Genomic DNA, 24,413 nt, shown 5'->3' on the forward strand with positions numbered 1-24,413 from the left:
GGATATGTTTTACCCCCAAGAATTTGACGTGATCGTGGTCGGTGGCGGCCATGCCGGCACCGAGGCCGCCCTGGCTTCGGCGCGCATGGGCTGCAAGACTTTGCTGCTCTCGCACAATATTGAGACGCTAGGCCAGATGAGCTGCAACCCGTCTATCGGCGGCATCGGCAAGGGCCACCTGGTCAAAGAGGTGGACGCCCTGGGCGGCGCGATGGCGCTGGCCACCGACGAAGGCGGCATCCAGTTCCGCATCCTGAACAGCTCCAAGGGCCCGGCCGTGCGCGCCACCCGGGCGCAGGCCGACCGGATTTTGTACAAGGCGGCGATTCGCCGCAGGCTGGAGAACCAGCCCAACTTGTGGCTGTTCCAGCAGGCGGTCGACGACCTGATGGTCGAAGGCGACCGGGTGGTGGGCGCCGTGACGCAGGTCGGCATCCGCTTTCGTTCGCGCACCGTGGTGCTGACGGCCGGGACTTTTTTGGACGGCAAGATCCATGTGGGGCTTAACAACTACTCGGCCGGTAGGGCGGGCGACCCGCCGGCGGTGTCGCTCTCGGCCCGGCTGAAAGAGCTCAAGCTGCCGCAGGGCCGGCTCAAAACCGGTACACCGCCGCGCATCGACGGCCGCACCATCGACTTCAGCAAGTGCACCGAGCAGCCCGGCGACGGCATGCCCGGCGGCATCGAAGGGCCGGTACCCGTGTTCAGTTTTATGGGTGGCGGCATCGCCCACCCGCAGCAAGTGCCGTGCTGGATCACCCATACCAACGAGCGCACCCACGACATCATCCGCTCCGGTTTTGACCGCAGCCCGATGTTTACCGGCAAGATCGACGGCGTCGGCCCGCGCTATTGCCCGAGCGTGGAAGACAAGATCAACCGCTTTGCCGACAAGGAAAGCCACCAGATTTTCCTGGAGCCCGAAGGCCTGACCACCCACGAGATCTACCCCAACGGCATCTCGACCAGCCTGCCTTTTGACATTCAGTACGAGCTGGTGCGCTCCATGGCCGGCATGGAAAACGCCCATATCCTGCGGCCCGGCTATGCCATTGAGTACGACTACTTTGACCCGCGGGCGCTCAAATCCAGTTTTGAAACCCGGGCGATTGGCGGCCTGTTCTTTGCCGGGCAAATCAACGGCACCACCGGTTATGAAGAGGCGGCGGCCCAGGGCTTGTTCGCCGGGGTCAATGCCGCGCTGCAATGCCAGGGCAAAGATGCCTGGCTGCCGGCTCGCAACGAAGCCTACTTGGGTGTGCTGGTGGACGACCTGATTACCAAGGGCGTGACCGAGCCTTACCGCATGTTCACCAGCCGGGCGGAGTTCCGCCTGATGCTGCGCGAGGACAACGCCGACATGCGCCTGACCGAAAAGGGCCGCGAACTGGGTCTGGTGGACGATGCCCGCTGGGACGCCTTCAACCGCAAGCGCGACACTGTTTCACGTGAAACAGCCCGGCTTCGGGCGATTTGGGTCAACCCCAACAACCTGCCGGCGGCTGAAGCCGAGCGGGTTTTGGGTAAATCCATCGAACGCGAATACAACCTGCTCGACCTGCTGCGCCGCCCGGATGTGAATTACGCCGGGCTGATGTCGCTGGAAGAAGGCAAATACGCCAACCCCGAACTGGCGGCTGAAGCGGCGGCCAGCGACGATATGGCCAAAAGCGTGATTGAGCAGATCGAGATCACGGCCAAGTACGCAGGCTATATTGACCTGCAAAAGACAGAAGTCGAGCGGGCGGCGCATTACGAAAACCTGAAACTCCCCGCCGATCTGGACTACCTGCAGGTCTCGGCCCTGAGCTTTGAGGCGCGCCAAACCCTGGCCAAACACCGGCCTGAAACCTTGGGGCTGGCTTCGCGCATCTCGGGCATTACCCCGGCGACCGTGTCCTTGCTGCTGGTGCACCTGAAAAAGAACCTCTGGAAAAACACGGTTCCGCTTCAGGCGGCCGATGCTTCCACCGAAAAAGCCCAAGCCTGATGCGGGTCGGTGAACAGGAATTGCGCGCCGGCCTCAAGGCGCTGCAGCTGGATCTGGGCGATGCCCAGGTCGGCCAGCTGCTGGATTACCAGGACTTGATCGGTAAGTGGACCAAGGTCTACAACCTGACGGCCGTGCGCGACCCGGCAGAAATGATGACCCACCATCTGCTCGACAGCCTGGCGGCTGTCTTGCCTTTACGCCTTTATCTGGAAAAAGCCGGCTTGGGGCAGGGCGCCCGCTTGCTGGATGTGGGTTCCGGCGCCGGACTTCCGGGTGTCGTGATTGCCATCTGCTGCCCGAATGTGGCGGTGACTTGTGTAGATACCGTGGCCAAAAAAGCCGCTTTTATCAAACAGGCGGCGCTGGCTTTGAAGCTACCCAACCTCTCCGGTCTGCATGCCCGGGTTGAAACCATCACCACCCCGTTTGATGTGATCTGCTCCCGGGCCTTTGCTTCCCTGGTCGATTTCACCAATTGGTCGGCAGATGCCTTGGCGCCTCAAGGTGTCTGGATGGCGATGAAGGGCAAGCACCCCGCGGATGAAATCGCCGCTTTGCCGGCCGGGGCCGAAGTGTTTCACGTGGAACAACTGCAGGTTCCGGGGCTGAATGCCGAGCGCTGCATTGTCTGGATGCGGGCGAAGGCCGCCGCCGCTTCGGCCTGAAAACCTGCGCCTGGCACCCGTGCCCGTTGTTCGGGCACAAAAAGAAACCATCACGGACACCAAATCGGCCTTGATCGGGCCGGTTTGGCATTTCGGCGGCACACCCCTGTCGTAAACTCGGTTCCTCTTCTCTCTACTTTCTGGAGAACCTCCATGTTGGGCTCATTCGTCGGCATCGCCGACTACGGCGCTTTTGTCGTCGCCATTATTGTTTTTCTGCTGATTCCCGGCCCGGGCAACCTGGCGCTGATCACCTCGACCAGCAAGGGCGGTATCGCGGGCGGTCTGGGTGCAACTTTCGGCGTGATCGCCGGCGACCAGGTTTTGCTCTGGGCGGCGGTCGCCGGGGTGTCGGCCATCATGGCGGCGTACCCCACGGCTTTTCATATCGTCCAGTGGGCAGGTGCGGTTTACCTGGCCTGGCTGGGCATCAAGATGCTGATGGCCAAGCCCGGCGATGCGCCTTTGCTCAACATCAAGCCCCGCCACTACTTTCAGCAAGCCATGATGATCACCTTGCTGAACCCCAAGGCCATCGTGTTTTACATGGCTTTCTTCCCGCTGTTTGTCGACCCGGCCCAGCACCAGGGGCTGAAGACTTTTGCCGTGATGGCGGCCACGATTGCCGGGCTGACTTTTCTGTACGGCCTGTGCTCGGTGATGATCACCTACCACCTGGCCGAACGTATCCGCTCCAATCCCAAAATCACGTCGATTTTGAACAAGCTGGCGGGCGTGTTCCTGATCGGCTTTGGCCTCAAGCTGGCCGTGTCCAAGTAACTCCTCACAATAACTAAAAGAAGCCGATGGCAAAAATTTTCTGTGTAGCCAATCAAAAGGGCGGGGTCGGCAAGACAACCACAACGGTCAATCTGGCGGCGGGACTGGCCAAAGTCGGCCAGCGGGTGCTCATGATCGACCTGGATCCGCAAGGCAATGCCACCATGGGCTCGGGCGTGGACAAGCGCCAGCTGGAGATGACGGTTTATGACGTGCTGCTCGAATCGGCCTCGGTGCTGGAGGCGCGGGTGCACAGTGAAAAGTGCGGCTACGACGTGCTGGGCGCCAACCGCGAACTGGCGGGTGCCGAGGTTGAGCTGGTCGATGTCGAGCGCCGCGAAAAGCGCCTGAAGCTCGCGCTGGCTGAAGTCGACAGCCAATACGACTTCGTGCTGATCGACTGCCCGCCCTCGCTCAGCATGCTGACGCTTAACGGCCTGTGCTGCGCGCACGGCGTGATCGTGCCCATGCAGTGCGAGTACTTCGCACTCGAAGGCCTGACCGACCTGGTCAACACCATCAAGCAGGTGCACGCCAACCTCAACAAGGACCTGCAGATCATCGGCCTCTTGCGCGTGATGTTCGACCCGCGCATCACCTTGCAGCAGCAGGTGAGCGACCAGCTCAAGGAGCACTTTGCCGACAAGGTCTTCAACACCGTGATCCCGCGCAATGTGCGCCTGGCCGAAGCGCCCAGCTACGGCCTGCCCGGCGTGGTGTTTGACCCGTCTTCCAGGGGCGCGCAGGCCTTCATCACTTTTGCCGAAGAGATGGTGGACCGCATCAAGGCCATGTGATCCGGTTTGCAGCCTGTTTATAAGCAAATAGTGCTTGCGACCCAATAGGCACGGGCACAAGCAGCTATAAAAATCATAGCAAGATACTTTTACGAGACATGAAGCCCGGCAACGTCCTGATCCTTCCCGGCTGGCAAAACAGCGGCCCCGGCCACTGGCAAAGCCGCTGGGAAGCTGCGCACAGCTACACCCGCGTCGAGCAGCACGACTGGATGCGGCCGCTGCGTGGCGACTGGAGCGCGCGGCTTGAAGACGTGCTGCTCTCGTGTGACGAACCGGCCGTGCTGGTCGCGCACAGCCTGGGTTGCATGCTGACGGCCGCCTGGGCCTCGCACTCGAAAAACACGCGGCGCGTCAAAGCCGCCTTGCTGATCGCGCCGCCGGATGTGGAGCGCGACGACGTGCGCCAGATGCTGCCGGGCTGGGCGCCAGTGCCTATGCAAAAGCTGCCCTTCCCCGCCGTGGTGTTTTGCAGCAGCGACGACCCGTTCTGCGCGCCCGAGCGCGCGCGCCAGTTTGCCGCGGCCTGGGGCGCGGAGTTCATCGACGCGGGGCCGCGCGGCCACCTCAATGCCGACAGCGGCCTGGGCGACTGGCCTGAAGCGCATGCCCGCCTGCAGCAACTCCAGAATCTGAACCCGGCCGTCACCGCGCCATGACCATGAAGCACGCCACGCTCCCCTTGTTGTTTGCTCTCGCATTCGCCGCCGGCCCCTCGCTGGCCGAGCCCGATGAAGCCGCGCTCAACAAGGCCAACGGCTACCCCATCGGCAGCCTCAGCACCTGGTACACCGAGCCCTACCGCGTCGGCTCCTGGTCGGCGCTCGACAAGGTGCCCGGCCTGCAGGGCCGTACCGTTGCGCGCCCGGCCGAAGCCAGCCCGCTGCCGCGCGCGGCAGCGCCTGCGCCGCTGGCCTACCGCTATAAAAATACCGCCTACACCCTGGCCGATTTCCTCGACCACCAGCGCACCACCGGTTTGATCGTGCTGAAAAACGGCGAGATCATCACCGAGCAGTACCGCTACGGCCGCAAAGACGACGCGCGCTTTTTGTCCTTCTCCATGGCCAAGAGCGTGACCTCGCTGCTCATCGGCAAGGCGCTTGCGATGGGGCTGATCGCTTCGATTGACGACCCGGCCGAGAAATATGTGAAAGACCTGGCCGGCAGCCCGTACGGCGCGACCACCGTTCGCCAGCTGTTGCGCATGAGCTCGGGCCTGACATTCACCGAGCACTACGACGGCAAGGACGACATCTCGCGTTTCTCGCGCGCCACCTCGGGCGCACCCGGCGGCGGCAAGCCGGTGGATGTGCTGCGCTCCATCACCAATCGCCATTCGCCGGCCGGCGAAAAATTTGTCTACGCCAGCGCCGAGACCGATGTGCTGGGCCGCGTCCTCGTGAATGCCACCGGCAAGAACATGGCGGTGCTCACCACCGAATGGCTGTGGCAGCCCATGGGCGCCGAGCACGATGCGTTCTGGCGCATCTCGGTCGACGGGCAGGAGCAGGCTTACGGCGCTTTCAACGCCAGCCTGCGCGACTGGGCCCGTCTGGGCCAGTTGCTGGCCAATGACGGCCGCGCCATCGACAAGACCACCGGCAAGCCGGGCGCGCAGCAGGTCGTGCCGCTCGACTATCTGCTCGACGCGACCGACCCGGCCCGCCAGCCGCCGGCCTTTCGGCCGCGCACGGCCACGCCGTATTTCGGCTACGGCTACCAGTTCTGGCTGATGCCTTTGAAAGCCCGTACCTTTGCAATGCAGGGCATTTACGGCCAGACCGTTTATGTGCAGCCCTCTACCGGCATCGTGATGGCGATGACCTCGGTCTGGGCCATGCCGAGCGGGCAACAGAACGTGCAACCTTATGAAGAGCGCGACGCCCTCTGGCGCGGCGTGCTGCAGTCGCTGGGCGGCGACCTCACGCCCCAGCCCGCCGCAACGAATTGACGAATTGAAAGAAAGAAAACCATGGTCACCAAAAAACCCAAGGGCCTAGGCCGCGGACTCGAAGCATTGCTAGGCCCCAAGGTGAGCGAAAGCGCGACCGATGCCGAGAACGCCAGCAACACGGCCAACAGCCCGGGCCTGCCAGCCTCGCTGCGCCTGAGCGACATGGTCGCCGGCCAGTACCAGCCGCGCACGCGCATGGACGAAGGCGCGCTGTATGAGCTGGCCGAGTCCATCAAGGTGCAGGGCATCATGCAGCCCATCCTGGTCCGCCGGCTGACCTCGGGCGCCAACGACGGCAAATATGAAATCATCGCCGGCGAGCGGCGCTTCCGCGCGGCGAAACTCGCGGGCCTGGACAGCGTGCCGGTGCTGGTGCGCGACGTGCCCGACGAATCCGCCGCTGCGATGTCGCTGATTGAAAACATCCAGCGCGAAGACCTCAACCCGCTGGAAGAAGCGCACGGTCTGCAGCGCCTGGTCAAGGAATTCGGCCTCACGCACGAGCTGGCCGCGCAGGCCGTGGGCCGCTCGCGCAGCGCCGCCTCCAACCTGCTGCGTTTGCTCAACCTGGCCGACCCGGTGCAAACCATGCTGATGGCCGGCGACCTGGACATGGGCCATGCACGCGCGCTGCTGGGCCTGGACCGCGCGGCGCAAATCACTGCGGCCAATCAAATTTCGGCCAAAAAGATGTCGGTGCGTGAAGCCGAAAGCCTGGTCAAAAAACTCAGCGCCGAGTTTTCATTGACCCCGCAAAAAGCCACCAAAGAAAAATCCCGCGACACCCGCCGCGTGGAAGAAGAACTCGCCGATCTGCTGATGGCCGATGTGGAAGTGCGCATCAAAAAGCAGGTCAAGCGCAACGGCAAGCGCGAAGACATGGGCGAGGTGGCGATCCAGTTTTCGTCGATGGACGAACTGAACGGCCTGATCGAACGGCTGCGCGGCAAGTAAACGCGCAACAGGGGCGGGGCTCGGGCGAATCACCGCCCGGCCCTTGGGTTATGCCTCAGGACAGCGAGAAAATCTTGCCCGGGTTCATGATGTTCTTCGGGTCCAGCGCGCGCTTGATGGTGCGCATCATGTCGACCGCGCCGTCACCGGTTTCGGTGACCAGGAAGTCCATTTTGTGCAGGCCCACACCGTGCTCGCCGGTGCAAGTGCCTTCCAGCGCCAGCGCGCGGCTCACCAGCTTGTGGTTCAGCTCCTCGGCGACTTCGCGCTCTTTCGGGATCGTCGGGTCGATCAGGTAGCCGAAGTGGAAATTGCCGTCGCCGACATGGCCGACGAGGAAATAAGGAATGCCGCTGGCATCGACTTCCGCCACCGACTCAAGCAGGCAGTCGGCCAGGCGCGAGATCGGCACGCAGGTGTCGGTGGAAATCGCGCGGCAGCCTGGCCGCGACTGGATGGCGGCGAAGTAGGCGTTGTGCCGCGCCGTCCAGAGGCGCGTGCGCTCTTCCGGCGTGCTGGCCCATTCAAAGGCATTGCCGCCGTGGCCGCTGGCCAGTTCCTGCACCAGCTCGGCCTGTTCCTTCACGCTGTTGGGCGAGCCGTGAAACTCCATCAGCAGCATGGGCTCTTCGCGCAGCGTGAGTTTGGAATGCGCATTCACCATGCGCACGGTGTTGTGGTCGATCAGCTCCACGCGTGCGATCGGCACGCCCAGCTGGATCACTTCAATCGTGGTGCGCACCGCTGCCTCGATGCTTGGGAACGAACATATCGCGGCCGAGATCGCTTCGGGCAGCGGGTAGAGCCTGACGGTGACTTCGGTGATCACACCCAGCGTGCCTTCGCTGCCCACCATGAGGCGCGTGAGGTCGTAGCCGGCCGATGATTTTTTGGCGCGCGTGCCGGTGCGGATGACGCTGCCGTCGGCGGTGACGACTTCAAGCGCCAGCACGTTCTCGCGCATGGTGCCGTAGCGCACGGCATTCGTGCCGCTGGCGCGCGTGGCGCTCATGCCGCCCAGGGTCGCGTCGGCGCCCGGGTCTATCGGAAAGAAGAGGCCGGTGCTTTTGACTTCTTCATTGAGTTGTTTGCGTGTCACGCCCGGTTGCACGGTGACGGTCAGGTCTTCGGCGTTGATCGACAGCACTTTGTTCATGCGGCTCACGTCGACGCTGATGCCGCCCTGCACGGCCAGCAGGTGGCCTTCAAGGGACGTGCCCACACCAAAGGGAATCACCGGCACGTTGTACTGGCTCGCCAGCTTCACCGCATCGGCCACGTCCTGCGTGCTTTCGGCAAACACCACGGCCGAAGGCGGCGGCGCGGCGAAGGAGGACTCATCGCGGCCGTGCTGCTCGCGTACCACCAGCGCCGTTGAGCAGCGGTCAGTGAAGCGCGCCTTCAGCGCGTCGATCAGCGCCGCGGGTGTTTCACGTTGCTGGATTTCTGGGAGCAGGTGCTGGGGAAGAGGGGCGTTCATGTTGTGTTGTCTCCGGGTCGGTGGCACAGTTTACGACGTGTCCATCGTTTGTGCCACTGAAAGGCCCGGAGCCCGCGGCCGGAGCTGCGGGGTGCATGAAAGCGGGGGAAAAAGGGAAAAAAGCGGGGTGGTGGCCACCCCGCAGGGCGCGTCAGGAGCCCCCGGCGGCCTTGGCGAGCTCGGCCAGCGAGATAAAGGTGTCGTGGTTGGTATCGATTTGCTCGAAGCGCTGCGCCACAGCCGGGAAGTGTTCAGCTTCCTGGCGGTCCAGTTTGCCGTCCCTGTTGACGTCGGCGCGGTTGAAAGCCGCTTCCACGTCCTGTGTGGTGGCGCGGTTCTGCGGAACGGCGCCCGCATTGCCTGACGCGGCAGCTGGGGCTACCTTGGAAGGCGGGCTGGTGGGGCTTGCAGGTGAGGGCGGCGCGGTTTGGGCCCGCACGGCGCCGGCAGCGCCCACAGCCAGTGCGGCCACCAGCAGCACGCTGCGCAACTCGAAGCTGGGAATAGAATGTTTTGAATGCTGTGTTGCCGTCGTGTGCAAGGTCATGCGAAGAGTCCTTCAAGAGTTAACAAGCAGCCATTGCAACTCAGCCCGCCGCTCGCGGCCAGCAGTTTTGCAGGGTGTTTCCTCACTCACATGAGGGCGTACGACGACACATTTCCTTGCCCGGCGTAACGCTTTGGGCTTCATGCACTTTCACTGACTTCATTGACCGCGCTTCATCGCGCTTTGCACCATGGCCAACAGACTTTCACAGATCGCAACGCGCACCGGCGACAACGGCACCACCGGCCTGGGCGACAACACGCGTGTGTCCAAAGACAGCCTGCGCGTGCATGCCATGGGCGATGTCGATGAACTGAATTCGCACATCGGCGTGCTGCTGTGTGAGGAGCTGCCCACAGGCGTGCGCGACTTGCTGGTGGAAGTGCAGCACCAGCTCTTTAACCTGGGCGGCGAGCTTTCCATCCCCGGCTTTGAATTGCTCAAGCCCGAAGCGGTGGCGCTGCTTGATGACGCACTGGCCGAACACAACGCGAACTTGCCGCGCCTGGCTGAGTTCATCTTGCCAGCGGGCTCGCGCGCCGCATCGCTCGCGCACGTGTGCCGCACCGTGGCGCGCCGCGCTGAACGCGCAGTGGTGGCCCTGGGTGCGGCCGAGCCCCTCAAGGACTCGCCGCGCCAGTACCTCAACCGCCTGAGCGATTTGCTGTTTGTGCTGTCGCGTGTGCTCAACCGCATGAACGGCGGTGACGATGTGTACTGGAAGAGTGAGCGCATGGCGCGCGCAGCGACTGAGTAAGCAAGGCCTTGCATAAGGCGCTCGCGGCCCCGTGTGGGCTTGTCGCGACGCCTATCTCATCTCCCTTGTTTACACCGGCAAAGCCTCTGCCTAAGATGCCCTGTATCAACAACTGAACAGGGGGAATACATGAACACCGCACAAGTAGGCAGCTGGGTGGAACAGGCGCAGCCGATTCTGGTCGCCTTTGGCCTCAAGGTCATAGGCGCGATCATTGTCTTCATCATCGGCCGCTGGCTGATTCACCTGGTGACCCGTCTCGTCGGCGCGGCCATGACGCGGCAGGAGATAGACCCCACGGTGCAGCGTTACCTGGTGAGCTTTATCACCGTTGCGCTCAACATCGTGCTGGTCGTTGCCATCCTCGGCTACTTCGGGGTAGAGACCACCAGCTTCGCTGCTTTGGTCGCCGGTGCTGGCGTGGCGATTGGCGCGGCGTGGAGCGGTTTGCTCAGCAACTTTGCCGCGGGCATTTTTCTGCTGGTGCTGCGGCCCTACAAGGTGGGTGAATACGTCAGCGCCGGCGGTGTGGAAGGCACGGTGCTGGAGATCGGCCTCTTCGGCACCGGCATCAACACCCCCGACAACGTCAAGACCATCGTGGGCAATGCCAAGATCATGGGCGGCGACATCAAGAACTACACGGCCAACCCCTACCGCCGTGTCGAGCTGGCCGCGCAGCTGGCGGGCAGCGCCGATGTGCACAAGGCGATCGCCCTGCTCAAGGAGTCGGTCGCCAAGGTGGCCAACATCACCAAGGCGCCCGCGGTCGACGTGGAGATTCTGGAATTCAACGAGTTCGGCCCCAAGCTGGCCGTGCGGCCGTATTGCCACACCGACCACTACTGGCAGGTCTACTTCGACACCAATATGGCGATTGCCGACACGCTGGGTGCCGCGGGCTTCCCGGTGGCGACGCGGCCGGTGAAGGTCTACCCGGTCTGATCTTTCCGAGGGCTAAATGTCGTAGTTTTCGCTGCCCGGCGCATCGCTCAAGGTCTTCTCGACCAATGCGCGGTTCAGCGTGGGTGCGAAGGACTCGATAAAGGCAAACACGTAGCCGCGCAGGTAACTGCCGCGGCGCACCGCGAGCTTGGTCCAGTTGATGCCGAAAAGGCTTCCGGCATCCAGCGCGCGCAAGTCGGTGTCGCGCTCGGCCTCGTAGGCGATGGAGGCCACGATGCCCACGCCCATGTTGAGCTGCACATAGGTCTTGATGACGTCGGCGTCCATCGCGGTCAGCACGATGTTGGGCGCCAGGCCTCTCTGCGTGAAAGCGCCGTCAATGTGCGTGCGGCCGGTTAAGCCCGTGTCGTAGGTGATCAGCGGAAAGCGCGCCAGGCTTTCCAGTGTGAGCGGGCTGTCCAGCAGCGGGTGACCGGGCGGCACGATGACGGAATGCGTCCAGCGAAAGCAGGGCAGGGCGACAAGCTCCGGGTAGTCGCCCAGCGCTTCAGTCGCAATGCCCACATCGGCCTCGCCTGAGATCAGCATGTCGGCTATCTGCTTGGGCGAGCCCTGGTGCAGGTGCAGTTTCACGTCGGGAAACTGGGCGCGGAACTCTTGCACGGCGGTCGGCATGGCGTAGCGCGCCTGTGAGTGCGTGGCGGCAATGGAGAGCAGCCCGTTTTCCCGGCCCACGAATTCCTGGCCGGCTTTTTTGAGGTTGCTGCTTTCCAGCAGCAGGCGCTCGACGATGGGCAGCACGTGGGCGCCGGGCTCGGTCAGGCCCGTCAGGCGCTTGCCGGCGCGCACAAACAATTCAATGCCCAGCTCTTCTTCGAGTTCGCGGATCTGCCGGCTCACCCCGGGTTGCGAGGTGTGCAGGGCGTTGGCGACGTCCGTCAGGTTGAAGTTGCATCGCACGGCCTCGCGCATGGAACGCAGTTGCTGGAAGTTCATGGTGGCGGGGGTGCGGGCGCGGGAGGTGCGGGTGTTCGGAGGATGGAACACGGATTGTGGGCAAGCCGCCTTATTTATAGAACAACTGATTTGTTCCTTCTAAATCACAAAAACATCCTAAGACGGCGGTTCGCAGGCTTTTCAGGCAGTTTTGGCGACTTGGGAGCCGGTTCCGATCGCTATTAATTCAGGAGTGGCTTACGCAAGCTCCGCGCGGACTACAGCCCGAAACGGCACTATTTCGGCAGCAACATGGCCATGGTGCTGCGCGACACACAAGTCAGCTCGCCGGCGTCGTTGGTGAGCTCGATTTGCCACACCTGGGTGCTGCGGCCTATGTGTACCGGGCGCGTGATGCCGGTCACCCAGCCGCTGGTCGTGCCTTTGAGGTGGTTGGCGTTGATGTCCAGCCCCACGGTGCGATGCCCCTCGGGGGCTGCGTAGGCCGCGCCGCAGGAGCCCAGCGTTTCAGCCAGCACCACCGAGACGCCGCCATGCAGCAGGCCGTAGGGCTGCACCGTGCGGCGGTCCACCGGCACGCGGGCGCGGATGAAGTCGTCCCCGACTTCCAGAAACTCGATGCCCAGGTGGGTGACGGCGGAGTCGGCGTTGGACGCGGTGAGCAGTTCGACGGAGATGGGTTGCTTCCAGATGCGCATGATTGATTTCAGGGGAGAGGTAGGGACGGGGAGTGCTGGGTTAGCGATCACTATAAGGTTGCCGCCTACAAAAGGTGGGGCCCTTGTCGCCTCGGCTACAGAGGCAAGGGCCTTTAAGCTGAAGCGATGAAAGATACGTTTCGATGGCTTCGATAAAAAGCGGGAATAAACGCGGACTTAAATGGCTGGTGGGGCTGGGCATTGTGCTGCTGCTGGTTGGTGCGGCCTGGGTGGCGGCACTGCGGTACTTGCCGTCCGATGAAGAACTGGCCAGCCGCGCCTCGACTGAGCTGGAAGCCGCCCTGGGCGTCAAGGTTCGCGTGGGCGCCTTGCACTGGCGCCTCTTTCCTTCGCCCGCCGTGGTGATGGAGGACGCCGCCACCGAGCAGCCCCAGCCCATTGTGATCAAGAAGCTGACCGCTTACCCCGACCTTTTTGCCCTGCTGCAACGCCGCGTGAAGATAGACCGCGCCGACCTGGACGGCGCCGTGGTGCCACAGCTGTCGCTGCGCGGCCTGGGCAGCAAGCAGCCCAAAGAGGACGCGGCCATGGCCGAAGAGCTGCCACTGGCGCGCTTTGTGTTTCGCGACGTGACCTGGATTTCGCGCCGCGGCATCCCCGTTGTGTACGACGGCGAAGTGGATTTCGACCCGGGCTGGCGGCCGCGCAGGGCAGAGTTGCGCCGGCCGGGCGCAAAAGATGCCACCCAGCTCACGCTCACCCGGAACGGCCCGGACGACCGCTGGGCCGCGCGCATCCAGGTGGGCGGCGGCACCCTGCACGGCGATGTACAACTGGACACCCGCGCCGGCGGCCGCATGCGCCTGGAGGGCAAGCTGCAGCCCAAAGACATTGAGGTCGAAAGCGCGCTGGCAGCTTTTAACCGCCGCTCGGTGATTGGAGGCCGCATGTCGGGCGACACCACACTCACGGCCAACGGCGACACCGTGGGCGAGCTGGCGCAATCGCTGCACACCCAGACGCTTTTCACCATGGGCAAATCCACCTTGCTGCGCTTTGACCTGGACAAGGCCGTGCGCACCGCCGGCAAGGAGCATGACGGCCAGACGCCGCTGGAAAGCGTCACCGGCCGGCTCGATACACAAAACACGCCGCAGGGCATGGTGGTGGCTTACACCGGCATCAAAGCCGTCTCCGGCTCGCTCACCGCCTCGGGCGAAGCCAAAATCGCCCACCGGCGTATTGAGGCCGAGTTCGCCGTCGACCTGGTGGATGGCATCGTCGGCGTTCCGCTGACGGTCAGCGGCCCGCTGGAAGACGTGAAATTCTCGGTGCCCAGCGGCGCCATCGCCGGCGCTGTGCTGGGCACCGCCGTGCTGCCGGGTGTGGGCACGGCGATAGGCGCGCGGGTGGGAGCCACCCTGGGCAAGATCTTCAGCCCGGGGCCGTCGCCGGCCGCCAGCGCACCTCGCGCCTCCAAACCGGCCGCGCCCGCCAAAACGCGCTGAACAAGTGGATACCCCGGCATTGGACGCAGTCTTTACCTGCCTCTGCGTGCCCCTCGCACGTAAAATCGTCCGCGCACCGGATACGCCGTTTGTGAGCCCTCGCTTATGCATGGGGTTTCTGGTGGCAAACATCCCGCACCCACTCACCAAGGCCTACTGACATGTCCCAGCAGCCATCCAGCGCACCCGCATCCACGCCGCTCGAGCGCGCGCTCGGGCAAAACGAGGCCGTCAAAGAAACCGTCGAACAATCGGCCGCCGAACTGGTGGTGATCAATGCGGTGCTCAAGCAGGAAGTCCCGCCGCACATACAGACCGGCGAGGTGGCGCAGGCCCTGCAGAAAACCGACGAGCTGGAAGTTCGCATCCAGGAGTCGGCGGAAGACCTCGCGCAGGTCAACCAGACGCTGGAGCAGGAAATCGGCGAGCGCGCCGACCTGGAGCGCGAGCTGGCCAAAACCAAAGCGGCCCTGGCCAAAGCGCAGGCCCGCTAAGCCGCCGGCGCACCGGGTGATGCCCGGCCCGTCATGCCGCGGTCATCGCTGCGTCATCAATTCGTCAGGGTTTCTACCTAGAATCGTTCAGATGTAAACGATTCACCTGTCTTGTTGGCGCCTCATGGCGCTGGCTGGCAGGCGGTTTTTACCCCCGCAAGGCCGCACGGCCTTGGTCTTTTGGCCCTCACGGCCGTCCCCTTTGGAGATTTCCCCGCGATGTTTCGCCGCCGCTTTCTTTCGCTCGCCCCTCAAATGGCCGCTCTTGCCGCCGCCCCTGCTTTCATCCGCAATGCCTACGCCCAGGAGGGCTTGACGGCCAAGGCCATCACCATCGGCAGCACGGGTGCGACCAGCGGCCCGCTGGCAGGTGTTGGCGCCGAGCTCAAGCTGGGCGTGGACGCGGCCATGGGCCAGATCAACGCCAAGGGCGGCGTGAACGGCCGCACGCTGCAGTTCCAGATGCTGGACGACGGCTACGTGCCCCAGCGCAGCGCCGACAACGTCAAGAAGATGATCGATGACGGCAGCATTTTTGCGCTGATGTCCTGCGTCGGCACGCCGAACAATACGGCCATCGTGCCGGTGATTGAGGCCTCCAACCTGCCCTACGTCGGGCCGCGCTCGGGCGCGTCGTCGCTGCGCAAGCCCGGCATGCGCAATGTGTTCCATGTGCGTGCCAGCTTCACCGACGAAACCGATCGCCTGGTGCAGCGCATTGTGGGCATGGGCATCAAGGACCTGGCTGTCGTCTACCTGGACAACAGCTACGGCAAGGAAGTGCTGGCCGACGTCAACCGCGCGCTGCTGGCACAGGGCGCGAAAGTGGGTGCGCAGGCCGCACTGGCCGTCGACGGCAAGAACCTCAATGACGTGGTGAACCAGATCGTCGCGGGCAAACCCGGCGCCGTGCTGTTGGGCACCGCAGGCTCGGTTTCTGTCAGCCTGATCACTGCGCTGAAAAAGGCTTCGCCGATGTTGCCCATCGCAGGCCTGAGCGTCACGCTGGCCGGCGACGGCATCAAGGCACTGGGCGCCGCCGGCTCCGGCCTGGCGCTGACCATGGTGTTCCCCGACCCCTACCGCGCCAAGCTGCAAGTGGTGCGCGACTACCAGGCCGCCATGCGTGCCATCGGCCAGCAGGAGTTCTCGCTCGGCAGCCTGGAGAGCTACATCAACACCTACGTGATGGCTGAGGGCCTGGAGCGCGCCGGCCGCGACGTGACGCGCGCCAAGCTGCGCAACGCGCTGGCCGGCCTGCAGAAGTTCGACCTGGGTGGCTTCAGCGTCGACTACGCCGCGCCGCCTTTTGCCGGCTCGAAGTTTGTGGAGCTCGGCGTGCTGGGCGCCGGCGGCCGCTTTATCGGTTAAGCCGTTAACGCACTTTCAAACCCTCTCAAGGCTTGAATCAAAAAAGCCCCGGCCAGTCTATGCACTGGCCGGGGCTTTGTCTTTCTCAGCGCTTAGCGCTTGCGATTGAGCAGCGCGTAAAGCAGGATCGCGCCGAACGTGGCGGTGCCAATGCCGCCCAGCGCAAACTGGCCAAAGCGCAGCGTGAAGTCGCCCGTGCCCAGAACCAGCGTGATCGCAGCGACGATCAGGTTTTTGTTGTCTGAGAAGTCGACTTTGTTGTCCACCCAGATCTTGGCGCCGGCCACCGCGATCAGGCCGAACACCACAATGCTCACACCGCCCATCACCGGCAGCGGAATCGCCTGGATCAGCGCGCCGAACTTGGGGCTGAAACCCAGCAGCACGGCGATCAGCGCCGCCACGATAAACACGGCAGTCGAATAAATCTTGGTGGCCGCCATCACGCCGATGTTCTCCGCGTAGGTCGTCACGCCGGTGCCGCCCGCACTGCCTGAGACGATGGTGGCCACACCGTCGCCGATGAAAGCGCGGCCCATGTAGACGTCCAGGTTCTTGCCCGTCATGGCTGTCACTGCCTTGATGTGGCCCAGGTTCTCCGCCACCAGGATGATGGCGACCGGCGCGATCAGCAGCATGGCGTTGAGCTCAAACACCGGCGCCGTGAAGCCCGGCATGCCCACCCATGCGGCATTGGCAATGCCCGAAAAGTCCATGGGTTTTCCCAGGCCCAGGCCGTTGGTCAGCACCGCATAAATCACGCTGGCCAGGATCAGCCCGACCAGGATCAACAGGCGCTGCACCATGCCGCGCGTCATCACCGCCACCAGGGCGACGCTGACAAAGGTCACCACCTGCATCCACGAATCAAAATTGCTGGCCGCCATGTTTTTGATGGGAATGCCCGCCAGGTTCAGGCCGATCACGGCCACCACCGCGCCGGTGACCACAGGCGGCATGAAGCGTTCTATCCAGCCGGTGCCCACAGCCTGCACGATGACGCCGATGAGGGTGTAGAGCACACCGCAGGCGATGATGCCGCCCAGCGCCACGCCCAGGTTGGCGTTGGGGCCCTTGCCGGCGTAGGCCGTCGCGGCAATCACCACGCCGATAAAGGCAAAGCTCGAACCCAGATAGCTAGGCACCTTGCCGCCGGTGATGGCAAAAAAGATCAGCGTGCCGATCCCACTCATCAGGATGGCGATATTGGGGTCAAACCCCATCAGGATAGGCGCCAGCACCGTGGCGCCGAACATGGCGATCACGTGCTGCACACCCATGACCGCGGTTTGCGGCCAGGGCAGGCGTTCGTCGGGTGCAATCACGCCGCCTTGCTGCAAGACCGCGCTGCTCTTTTCCGTCCAGTCAAAGATTCCCATCGCTCACTCCTCAATATAAAAGTGAGGCAATGCTAGGGGGAATGGCCGCCCCGCACAAGAGCGGCTCAGTTCAGGCCAGGAACGCGGCAACCTCCCGCAGCACCTCATCGTCCTTGAGGATCTTGCGGTGGCCCAGGCCTTCGGTGGCCAGCAGCCGCGCGCCGGCAATCGAGTTGCTATAGGCCACGCCATCGGCAAAGCGGTTGATGCTGTCTTGCCGGTCATGCACCACCAGCGTGGGCAGCGTGATGCGCGGGCCCACGGCCGCGGGTTCAAACTGCGGCATCAAGATGCCTTCGCGCGCCTCGATGCGCCGCTGCATTGCTGCCCGCGTCGATTCGGCCAGGCCAAACACATGGGCAAAAAGCCGCGTGTATTCCAGCGGCGAAGCCGGCGGCGCCAGCAGCACCAGCCGCCCTGCGGCCAGGCCCCGGCTGGCGGCATACGCACCGGCATTGGCGGCCAGCGAATGCGCCACCAGTGCGCGCAGCGTGTGGCCTTGCTGCTGCAGCCGGGCCGTCACGTAGTCGAGCACGCGGGCAAACTGCGGCAGGTTGCTCACCGAGCCGCTGCTGCGGCCGTGCGCCGGCATCTCGACGATCACCGGCCTCAGGCCCTGGGCGCTCAACTGGTCCGCCAGCGCCAGCATCTGCCCGGCATGCCCGCCCCAGCCGTGCACCAGCAACACCACCGGCCCCGGCGGCGCCACGGGGCGCGAATACAGCGTCAGGCTGGCGTCTTCAAACGGCCACTGCTCGATGTGCCATTCGGGGCTCCACTTGCGGCGGCGGCTGATCCATTTGGGCGGCAGCGGTGTGCCGAACAGCCGCAGTGCCGCGCGCACAGCCAGCGCGGGCCAAAGCTGCTCGGAAGCGCCCAGCCCCCAGCGGAAAATCCGCGTCAGGGGGCTGGCGTTGTAAAAGGCCGTGGTGGCCTGCAGGGATGTGCGTGTCATGGCGTGATTTCCCTGGTGAATATCAGTACCAGATCCAGTCTTCGTTGCTGCGCGGCAAGCTGCGCAACGAAGCCAGGGCCGCCTTCACGGCGCGAACGCCGAGAAACACACTTAAAGCAATGATCAGAATCAACATGATTTCCTCATTTCTCCGCACGGTCGTGCGAAATTAAAAGTTACCCAAACACTGAAAAAGGCACTGCTGCCCCTTTCGCCTTCTTTTTGTCTCTTATTGGTTGGTGACTGCCTCGGTCTGGTAGCTTTTGATCAGGCGCTCCCAGGATGCCTGTGCCCGTTCGGCCGCGCGGGGGTCGCGCAGAAAACGGGCATCGTGCAGCAGCCCCATGGCAATACTGCTCACTTCCATCACCAGCTGCTCGGCGTCGGTGTCGGCCTTCAAATGGCCGGCCTCCATGGCCTGCAGCACGGTGCGCCGCAACGCGGCACGCCAGCGGGTGATCTCACTGAAGAGCGCGTCGCGCAGCTCGCCTTCGCGGTCGTCCAGCTCAAAGGCGCCTGCGGTGTAAATACAGCCCGACTTGGCCTCGACATCACGTGTGCGCACGATCCAGCGCTGCACGATGGTCTCCAGCCGCGGCAAGCCCTTGGGCTGCTGCATGGCGGGCACAAACACATCGGCAATAAAGCGCCGGCCGAATTCTTCAATCACGGCTTTTTGCAAAGCCTCACGCGAGCCGATGCGTGAAAACACACCGCTCTTGGAAAGCCCGATGCGGTCGGCCACCGCCTGCAAGGTGATGGCCTCCAGCCCGTCCGCCGCGGCCAGGTCAATGCCTGCGCCGATGATGGCGGCGCGGGTCATTTCACTTTTCTGGGTTTTGGCGTCCATGGGGCGAATATTAGCACGATTGTGCGAAAGTGCAAGCGGGCCGGTTTTTACCGTTTCAGGGTGTCAAATTCTGCGCTTATATTTGGGCCCACAGCCCGTGCACCGTGCCCAAATGCCCGGCGTGGCGGGCTGCAATCACATTATTTAAATAACAGAGGGATTGTCATGTTCATTGTTTGGGGAAAGAAAGCCGTCTACAAAAAGCTGGGCTTTGTCGCCGACTTCTGCACCATTTGCCGCTGCGCACAGCCGTTCCTGGTTCGCCGGATTGGCATGGCAGGGCACGTTTATTACATTACCGTGGGCGAGGGTGAGCTGGTCGGGTATGACCGGACCTGCCAAGCCTGCGGAACATCCTATACGGCGGACGCGGCGAGATACCAGAGCATGGCCAAGAAACAGGCGCCCCTGGCAGAGCTGATGAGGAAGACCTTTCCGGGTTTTGCCGCCTACTGGGCCGACAGGCTGTCGCTGGAAGAAAAGGTGAAATCGTCTCCCATGCTGCTTGCCGCCGAAGAGCGCAAAAGCCTGTTGCGCGAAGCTTTTCTCGTCCTTTCCCCCTCCGTTGAAAAACGGTTTGCCTCGACGCACATGGACAAGGAGGTTGGTTTTGCCGTCCTGGCCACCATCGGCCTTCTGCTCGCCGTGCCTGCGCTGACGCGTGTTGTCGCCCCCGACCAAGCCGAGGTGGCGGTGCTCGTGGCGATGGCAGCCGGCATCGTGCTGGTGATCTGGCAGATCGCGGTTTCCGGCAGGCGTTTCATGCGGCGCGACGTCGTGCCTCTACTCGCAAAGTCCTTGAATCCGCTGCGCCCCAAAAAAGAAGAAGTCACCGCCATCCTGGCTGAATTGAAGACGCATGGCCACAAGATCGGCTCCAAGCTGAAAGTCGCCGACTTGCTGGACGGGCTCAAGCCTGCGCGAGTGGTTCTGGCCGCCTGACCCGGGTCATCCTGTTAACGGCGGCGCCTGGCGGGCGCCGCTGTGCTTTTGGGCATCAGCCCCACGGCCGCCCTGGCCAAGGCATCGGCTTCCCGGTTGCGATGGCGCGGTATCCACACCAGCCGTGCGGATGTGAAGGACTGCAGCACGGTGCGCACCTCGTCAAACAACGGGGTCAAGCGCAGAAAGGGCTCCGTGGCGGTGCCCAGCAGCTGTTGAACCACCACACTGTTGTCGCAATGAATGAGTAGCTCAGTGGCACCGTGCTGCCCGGCGTATTGCATGGCCGTCATCAGCGCGCGCAACTCAGCTTCGTTGTTGCAGCCCCGGCCTTCCGCGGTGATGGAGAGCGGATGCCGTCTGCCATCCGGCGCGATGATGACAGCGCCCAGCCCCATGAGGCCGGGGTTGGGCACTGCGCTACCGTCGCAGTAAATCGTCCAGGCTTCGGTGCTCACCGGGCGCCTTTACGCGACATCCCGCGCCTCTTTCGGCTCTTGCACCAGCGACACCACAAAGTCCAGGAAGGCCCGGGTCTTGGCGGGTGGATGGTGGCGCGACGGGTGCAAGGCATAAAGCGGAAAGTGCTCATCGGGCCAGTCGGGAAAGAGCTCCACGAGTTTGCCGCTGGCCAGCAAGGCTTCCGAACCCAGCGTCATGATCTGCGCGATGCCGTAGCCCGCAAGGCAGGCGCTGAGCAGCGTGCCCGCGTCATTGACGGTCAGCCGTCCGCCCGGCCAGATCTCGATCTTCTTTCGCTTGCGGTGAAACTCCCAGCTAAAGGGCTTGCCCGTCTCGGGGTTGCGAAAGTCGATGCAGACATGCGCGCCGCCACGGTCCAGTTCTTGCGGCGTCAGCGGCCGGCCGTACTTCTTGAGGTAAGCGGGGCTGGCGACGGTCGCCATGCGTGAATCCAGCAGGCGGCGGTAGACCAGGCTGGAGGAGGCCGGGTTGCCAAAGCGCACCGCCAGGTCAAAGCCGTCGGCCACCATATCGCCGAGCTGGTCGCGGGTTACGAGGTCCAGCTGCAGCTCCGGGTAGCGTGACATGAAAGAGCCGAGCCGCGGCCCCAAAACCAGCCGCGAGAAGAAGGGGTCGACGTTGACGCGCAGCCGCCCGCGCACCGCCGTCGCGCCGCCGGCTGCGGTGGCCGCGGCTTCCTCCAGCCCCGCCATCAGCGGCATCACCTGCTCGTAAAAACGGCGGCCTTCGTCGGTGAGCGAGATGGCGCGCGTGGTGCGGTCAAAAAGGCGTATGCCCAGCCGCGCTTCAAGGCGCGCCACGGCACGGCTCACGCCGGGCTGCGACATCTCCAGCTGCTCGCCGGCGGCTGCAAAGGTGCCGGCGTCGACGATGGCCGCAAATACGCCCATGCCGTTGAGCATCCGTTCATCAAATCCGGTCATACATGCCTAAGTGTCATGAATCAAATGCCATTCATGTTATCGCCAAATGAGTGCGCGGCGCCCAGAATTCGTTGCTTCGCGGCGTTTGCCGCAGCAACCAGGAGCGAATATGTATGCGATCACAGGAATTAGCGGCAAGGTGGGCGGCGTCGTTGCGCAGGCCTTGCTGGAGGCAGGCAAAGCCGTGCGGGCCGTCGTGCGCGACCCGGCCAAGGGCCAGGCGTGGGCCAGCCGGGGCTGCGAAGTCGCGCTGGCGGACATGAACGATGCGCAGTCGCTCACGCAAGCCTTTATGGGCGCCGAGGCGGTGTTTGTGCTGCTGCCACCGCAATTTGATCCCTCGCCCGGCTCCACCGAAGCGCGCCGCCTCATTGCGGCGCTGCACAGCGCCCTACAAGCCGCGCGGCCACAGCGTGTGGTGTGCCTTTCGACGGTGGGCGCGCAGGCGCAGCAGCCGAATCTGCTCAGCCAGCTGGGCTTGCTCGAGCAAAGCCTGGGCAACCTGCCAATGCCGGTCACGTTTTTGCGGGCGGCCTGGTTTATGGAAAACGCCGTGTGGGACATCGCCCCCGCGCGTGAGAGCGGCGTTATCCCCAGTTTTTTGCAGCCGCTGGACCGCGCGATTCCCATGGTTGCCACTATCGATGTGGGCCGCACCGCCGCCGGGCTGCTGCAGGAGGTGTGGACGGGCTGCCGCATTGTCGAGCTTGAGGGGCCGGGGCACTACTCACCGAACGACATTGCCGCTTGCCTGGCCCGCCTGCTGCGCACCGGTGTGCGCGCGGAAGCCGTGCCGCGCGAAACCTGGCAGGCTCGCTTCAACGCGCAGGGCATGAAGAACCCGGAGCCGCGCATGCGCATGCTGGACGGCTTTAACGAAGGCTGGATTTCGTTCGAGCACACGCCGCGCAAGGGAGGCGTAGAACTGGAGACCGTTCTGCGGTCGCTGCTATAGCCGGCGCAGGGGAATCCCCGACGCACCCAAAGGCCGTGCGGGGTAAGCTTGTTGTATGACGCTTGCACCCGCCCGGCCTTCGATGCCGCTGCCTTTGCCTGTACCGCAAATCCGCCACTACCAGGACTGGCTCCAGGCCACACGCGGCCTCTCATTCGATAACTACGACGCGCTGTGGCGCTGGTCGGTTACCGACCTCAATGCTTTTTGGCAAAGCATCTGGGACTACTTTGAAATGCAGTCGCCTACGGCCCACAGCGCCGTGCTGGGCCGGCGCAGCATGCCGGGGGCCGAATGGTTTCCGGGCGCGCAAGGCAACTACGCGCAGCAGGTGTTTCGCCATGTCGCTGCGGCCGAAGCGGCCGGCGTGCCCGCACTTGTCAGCCACGGCGAGGCCAGCCTGGCGAGTGGTGAAGCGCCGCGCGAGTTGGGCTGGGCCGAGATGCGCCGCCAGTCGGCCTCACTGGCCCTGCACCTGAAGGCGCAAGGTGTGCAGCCCGGTGACCGCGTGGCCGCCTACCTGCCCAACACGCCGGAGACCATGGTGGCCTTTCTGGCGGTGGCCAGCATTGGCGCCGTCTGGAGCGTGTGCGCACCCGACATGGGCACGCCCGCCGTGCTGGACCGGTTTGCGCAGATCAAGCCCAAGGTGCTGATCGCCTGCAACGGCGTGCGCTACGGCGGCAAGGACATCAACCGCCGGGATGCGGTGACCGAGCTGGTGGCGGCGCTGCCCAGCATCACGCATGTGATCATTCACAACATACTGCCCGCTGCCAATTCAATCGCTGAAAGCGCAGATTACGCCTCGGCGACTGCCCGAAATGATGCGCAAACCGCGGCGTTTGAGCCGCTCTGGCTGCCGTTTGACCATCCCCTGTGGATCGTCTATTCCAGCGGCACCACCGGCCTGCCCAAACCCATCGTGCACGGCCATGGCGGTGTGGCGCTGGTGGGGCTGGCCCTGCTGCGCCTGCACAACGACCTGGCGCCCAGCTACGCCGACCCGGCAAATCCCGAGCGCTTTCATTGGTACAGCTCCACCGGCTGGATCATGTGGAACGTGCAGGCCGCCAGCCTGCTCAACGGCACGACCTGCTGCATCTATGACGGCAACCCGGCGGGCAGCAGCAAGGACGCGCCTGACTGGACCACGCTCTGGCGCTTTGTCGCCGACGCGCGTGCCACTTTCTTTGGTGCGGGTGCTGCATTCTTTGCCACTTGCATGAAGGCCGGTGTTGACGTTGCGCAGTGCGGAGATTTGAGCCGGCTTCGTACTCTGGGCACAACTGGATCGCCGCTGAGCGAAGACACGCAGCGCTGGGGGACTGCGCAGTTCGCCAGGATTGGAAATCCCAATATCTGGTGGTGCAACATCTCTGGCGGCACCGACTTCGCGGGCGCATTCATTGGCGGCAACCGCGAACTTCCCGTCGTCCCCGGCGAAATGCAATGCCGCATCCTCGGCTGCGCCGTCGAAGCCTGGAACGACAAGGGTGAATCCGTCATCGATGAGGTCGGCGAGCTGGTCTGCATACAACCGCTGCCCTCCATGCCGCTTTACTTCGTCGGCGACGAAGGCAACCAGCGCTACCTGGCCAGCTACTTCGACACCTACCCCGGCGTCTGGCGGCATGGCGACTGGCTCAAAGTCACGCCCTCGGGCAGCTGCATCATTTACGGCCGCAGCGACGCCACCATCAACCGCCACGGCCTGCGAATGGGCACCAGCGAGCTCTATAGCGCCATCGAAGCCTTGCCCGAGGTGCTGGATTCGATGGTGGTGGACCTTGAATACCTGGGCCGTGAAAGTTACATGCCGCTCTTCGTGGTGCTGCGGCCCGGCCATGTGCTGGACGATGCGATGAAGGCGCGCCTGAACCTGGCAGTCAAGACGGCGCTGTCGCCGCGCTTTGTGCCCAACGAGATCTTCGCCGTGCCCGAAATCCCGCGCACGCTCTCAGGCAAGAAGCAGGAGCTGCCGATCAAGAAACTGCTGCTGGGCCAGCCGCTGGAAAAGGTGGTCAACCGCGACGCGATGGCCAACCCGGTTTGCCTGGACTGGTACGTAGCCTTCGCGCAAAAACGCCTGGCGGGCTGA

24 protein-coding genes are annotated in these 24,413 nt (G+C 63.8%); 15 read left to right on the forward strand and 9 right to left on the reverse strand.

The window, feature by feature from the left end:
- The first annotated feature begins 4 nt into the window (after positions 1-4).
- The 7 genes from mnmG (at position 5) to BM408_RS11015 (ending at position 7,146) form a co-directional block, all read left to right on the forward strand.
- Complete coding sequence (gene mnmG / locus BM408_RS10985) at positions 5-1,990, forward strand: tRNA uridine-5-carboxymethylaminomethyl(34) synthesis enzyme MnmG (RefSeq protein ID WP_092129898.1); 1,986 nt, start codon at positions 5-7, stop codon at positions 1,988-1,990.
- A complete protein-coding gene (gene rsmG / locus BM408_RS10990) occupies positions 1,990-2,658 on the forward strand; it encodes a 16S rRNA (guanine(527)-N(7))-methyltransferase RsmG (RefSeq protein ID WP_092129899.1) in 669 nt (222 codons plus the stop codon). Before mnmG ends, rsmG begins: the two co-directional genes overlap by 1 nt.
- 153 nt (positions 2,659-2,811) lie before the next feature.
- Complete coding sequence (locus BM408_RS10995; protein ID WP_092129900.1) at positions 2,812-3,438, forward strand: LysE family translocator; 627 nt, start codon at positions 2,812-2,814, stop codon at positions 3,436-3,438.
- A 26-nt stretch (positions 3,439-3,464) separates the two neighbouring features.
- Positions 3,465-4,235 carry a ParA family protein gene (locus BM408_RS11000; protein WP_092129901.1) on the forward strand — a complete coding sequence of 257 codons (771 nt, stop codon included), beginning with the start codon at positions 3,465-3,467 and terminating at the stop codon, positions 4,233-4,235.
- 98 nt (positions 4,236-4,333) lie between these two features.
- Entirely contained in the window at positions 4,334-4,894 is a 561-nt protein-coding gene (locus tag BM408_RS11005) for an RBBP9/YdeN family alpha/beta hydrolase (protein WP_092129902.1), read from the forward strand.
- A complete protein-coding gene (locus BM408_RS11010) occupies positions 4,891-6,189 on the forward strand; it encodes a serine hydrolase domain-containing protein (protein ID WP_092129903.1) in 1,299 nt (432 codons plus the stop codon). The genes BM408_RS11005 and BM408_RS11010 overlap by 4 nt, the downstream gene beginning before the upstream one ends.
- Positions 6,190-6,210: 21 nt before the next feature.
- Entirely contained in the window at positions 6,211-7,146 is a 936-nt protein-coding gene (locus BM408_RS11015; RefSeq protein ID WP_092129904.1) for a ParB/RepB/Spo0J family partition protein, read from the forward strand.
- Positions 7,147-7,201: 55 nt separating this feature from the next.
- Here BM408_RS11015 and BM408_RS11020 read toward each other — a convergent pair whose 3' ends face one another.
- Together BM408_RS11020 and BM408_RS11025 are read right to left on the reverse strand one after the other, a co-directional pair.
- Positions 7,202-8,626, reverse strand: coding sequence for an FAD-binding oxidoreductase (locus BM408_RS11020; RefSeq protein ID WP_092129905.1), 1,425 nt, complete (start codon positions 8,624-8,626; stop codon positions 7,202-7,204).
- Between the two features lie 151 nt (positions 8,627-8,777).
- A complete protein-coding gene (locus tag BM408_RS11025; RefSeq protein WP_092129906.1) occupies positions 8,778-9,173 on the reverse strand; it encodes an EF-hand domain-containing protein in 396 nt (131 codons plus the stop codon).
- Between the two features lie 190 nt (positions 9,174-9,363).
- Between BM408_RS11025 and BM408_RS11030 the strand changes: the two genes are divergently transcribed.
- Positions 9,364-9,930, forward strand: coding sequence for a cob(I)yrinic acid a,c-diamide adenosyltransferase (locus tag BM408_RS11030; protein ID WP_092129907.1), 567 nt, complete (start codon positions 9,364-9,366; stop codon positions 9,928-9,930).
- A 129-nt stretch (positions 9,931-10,059) separates the two neighbouring features.
- A complete protein-coding gene (locus tag BM408_RS11035; protein WP_092129908.1) occupies positions 10,060-10,875 on the forward strand; it encodes a mechanosensitive ion channel family protein in 816 nt (271 codons plus the stop codon).
- A gap of 12 nt (positions 10,876-10,887) precedes the next feature.
- On the opposite strand, the gene BM408_RS11040 is transcribed toward BM408_RS11035, so the two are convergent.
- Positions 10,888-11,832 carry a CysB family HTH-type transcriptional regulator gene (locus BM408_RS11040; protein WP_092129909.1) on the reverse strand — a complete coding sequence of 315 codons (945 nt, stop codon included), beginning with the start codon at positions 11,830-11,832 and terminating at the stop codon, positions 10,888-10,890.
- A 236-nt stretch (positions 11,833-12,068) separates the two neighbouring features.
- Entirely contained in the window at positions 12,069-12,491 is a 423-nt protein-coding gene (locus tag BM408_RS11045; RefSeq protein ID WP_092129910.1) for a hotdog fold thioesterase, read from the reverse strand.
- A gap of 143 nt (positions 12,492-12,634) precedes the next feature.
- On the opposite strand from BM408_RS11045, the gene BM408_RS11050 reads away from it, so the two are divergent.
- The 3 genes from BM408_RS11050 to BM408_RS11060 all read left to right on the forward strand — a co-directional run bounded on the left by BM408_RS11050 (position 12,635) and on the right by BM408_RS11060 (position 15,825).
- On the forward strand, positions 12,635-13,960 hold the full coding sequence (locus BM408_RS11050; RefSeq protein WP_092129911.1) for an AsmA family protein: 1,326 nt from the start codon (positions 12,635-12,637) through the stop codon (positions 13,958-13,960).
- A 161-nt stretch (positions 13,961-14,121) separates the two neighbouring features.
- Positions 14,122-14,454, forward strand: a complete 333-nt coding sequence (locus tag BM408_RS11055) for a hypothetical protein (RefSeq protein WP_092129912.1) — start codon at positions 14,122-14,124, stop codon at positions 14,452-14,454.
- Between the two features lie 219 nt (positions 14,455-14,673).
- Complete coding sequence (locus BM408_RS11060) at positions 14,674-15,825, forward strand: ABC transporter substrate-binding protein (protein WP_092129913.1); 1,152 nt, start codon at positions 14,674-14,676, stop codon at positions 15,823-15,825.
- 92 nt (positions 15,826-15,917) lie between these two features.
- Here the strand turns inward: BM408_RS11060 and BM408_RS11065 are convergent, their stop codons facing one another.
- The 3 genes from BM408_RS11065 to BM408_RS11075 all read right to left on the reverse strand — a co-directional run bounded on the left by BM408_RS11065 (position 15,918) and on the right by BM408_RS11075 (position 19,009).
- Positions 15,918-17,204, reverse strand: a complete 1,287-nt coding sequence (locus tag BM408_RS11065; protein WP_092129914.1) for a solute carrier family 23 protein — start codon at positions 17,202-17,204, stop codon at positions 15,918-15,920.
- Between the two features lie 70 nt (positions 17,205-17,274).
- Positions 17,275-18,159 carry an alpha/beta hydrolase gene (locus BM408_RS11070; protein WP_092129915.1) on the reverse strand — a complete coding sequence of 295 codons (885 nt, stop codon included), beginning with the start codon at positions 18,157-18,159 and terminating at the stop codon, positions 17,275-17,277.
- Positions 18,160-18,388: 229 nt separating this feature from the next.
- The gene (locus BM408_RS11075) at positions 18,389-19,009 is read right to left on the reverse strand and encodes a TetR/AcrR family transcriptional regulator (protein WP_092129916.1); all 621 of its coding nucleotides are present in this window, start codon (positions 19,007-19,009) and stop codon (positions 18,389-18,391) included.
- A gap of 165 nt (positions 19,010-19,174) precedes the next feature.
- On the opposite strand from BM408_RS11075, the gene BM408_RS11080 reads away from it, so the two are divergent.
- Positions 19,175-19,951 (forward strand): hypothetical protein, encoded by a 777-nt coding sequence (locus BM408_RS11080; RefSeq protein ID WP_092129917.1) that lies wholly within the window; start codon positions 19,175-19,177, stop codon positions 19,949-19,951.
- A gap of 14 nt (positions 19,952-19,965) precedes the next feature.
- Here BM408_RS11080 and BM408_RS11085 read toward each other — a convergent pair whose 3' ends face one another.
- Positions 19,966-20,409, reverse strand: coding sequence for a ribonuclease HI family protein (locus BM408_RS11085; RefSeq protein ID WP_092129918.1), 444 nt, complete (start codon positions 20,407-20,409; stop codon positions 19,966-19,968).
- 9 nt (positions 20,410-20,418) lie between these two features.
- Positions 20,419-21,357: a LysR family transcriptional regulator gene (locus BM408_RS11090; RefSeq protein WP_092129919.1), complete on the reverse strand. Its 939-nt coding sequence runs from the start codon at positions 21,355-21,357 to the stop codon at positions 20,419-20,421.
- A 109-nt stretch (positions 21,358-21,466) separates the two neighbouring features.
- Between BM408_RS11090 and BM408_RS11095 the strand changes: the two genes are divergently transcribed.
- Together BM408_RS11095 and BM408_RS11100 are read left to right on the forward strand one after the other, a co-directional pair.
- Positions 21,467-22,312 carry an NAD(P)H-binding protein gene (locus tag BM408_RS11095; protein ID WP_092129920.1) on the forward strand — a complete coding sequence of 282 codons (846 nt, stop codon included), beginning with the start codon at positions 21,467-21,469 and terminating at the stop codon, positions 22,310-22,312.
- Positions 22,313-22,367: 55 nt separating this feature from the next.
- Entirely contained in the window at positions 22,368-24,413 is a 2,046-nt protein-coding gene (locus BM408_RS11100) for an acetoacetate--CoA ligase (RefSeq protein WP_092129921.1), read from the forward strand.

This window comes from Polaromonas sp. YR568, assembly GCF_900116715.1.
Taxonomy (GTDB): domain Bacteria; phylum Pseudomonadota; class Gammaproteobacteria; order Burkholderiales; family Burkholderiaceae_C; genus Polaromonas.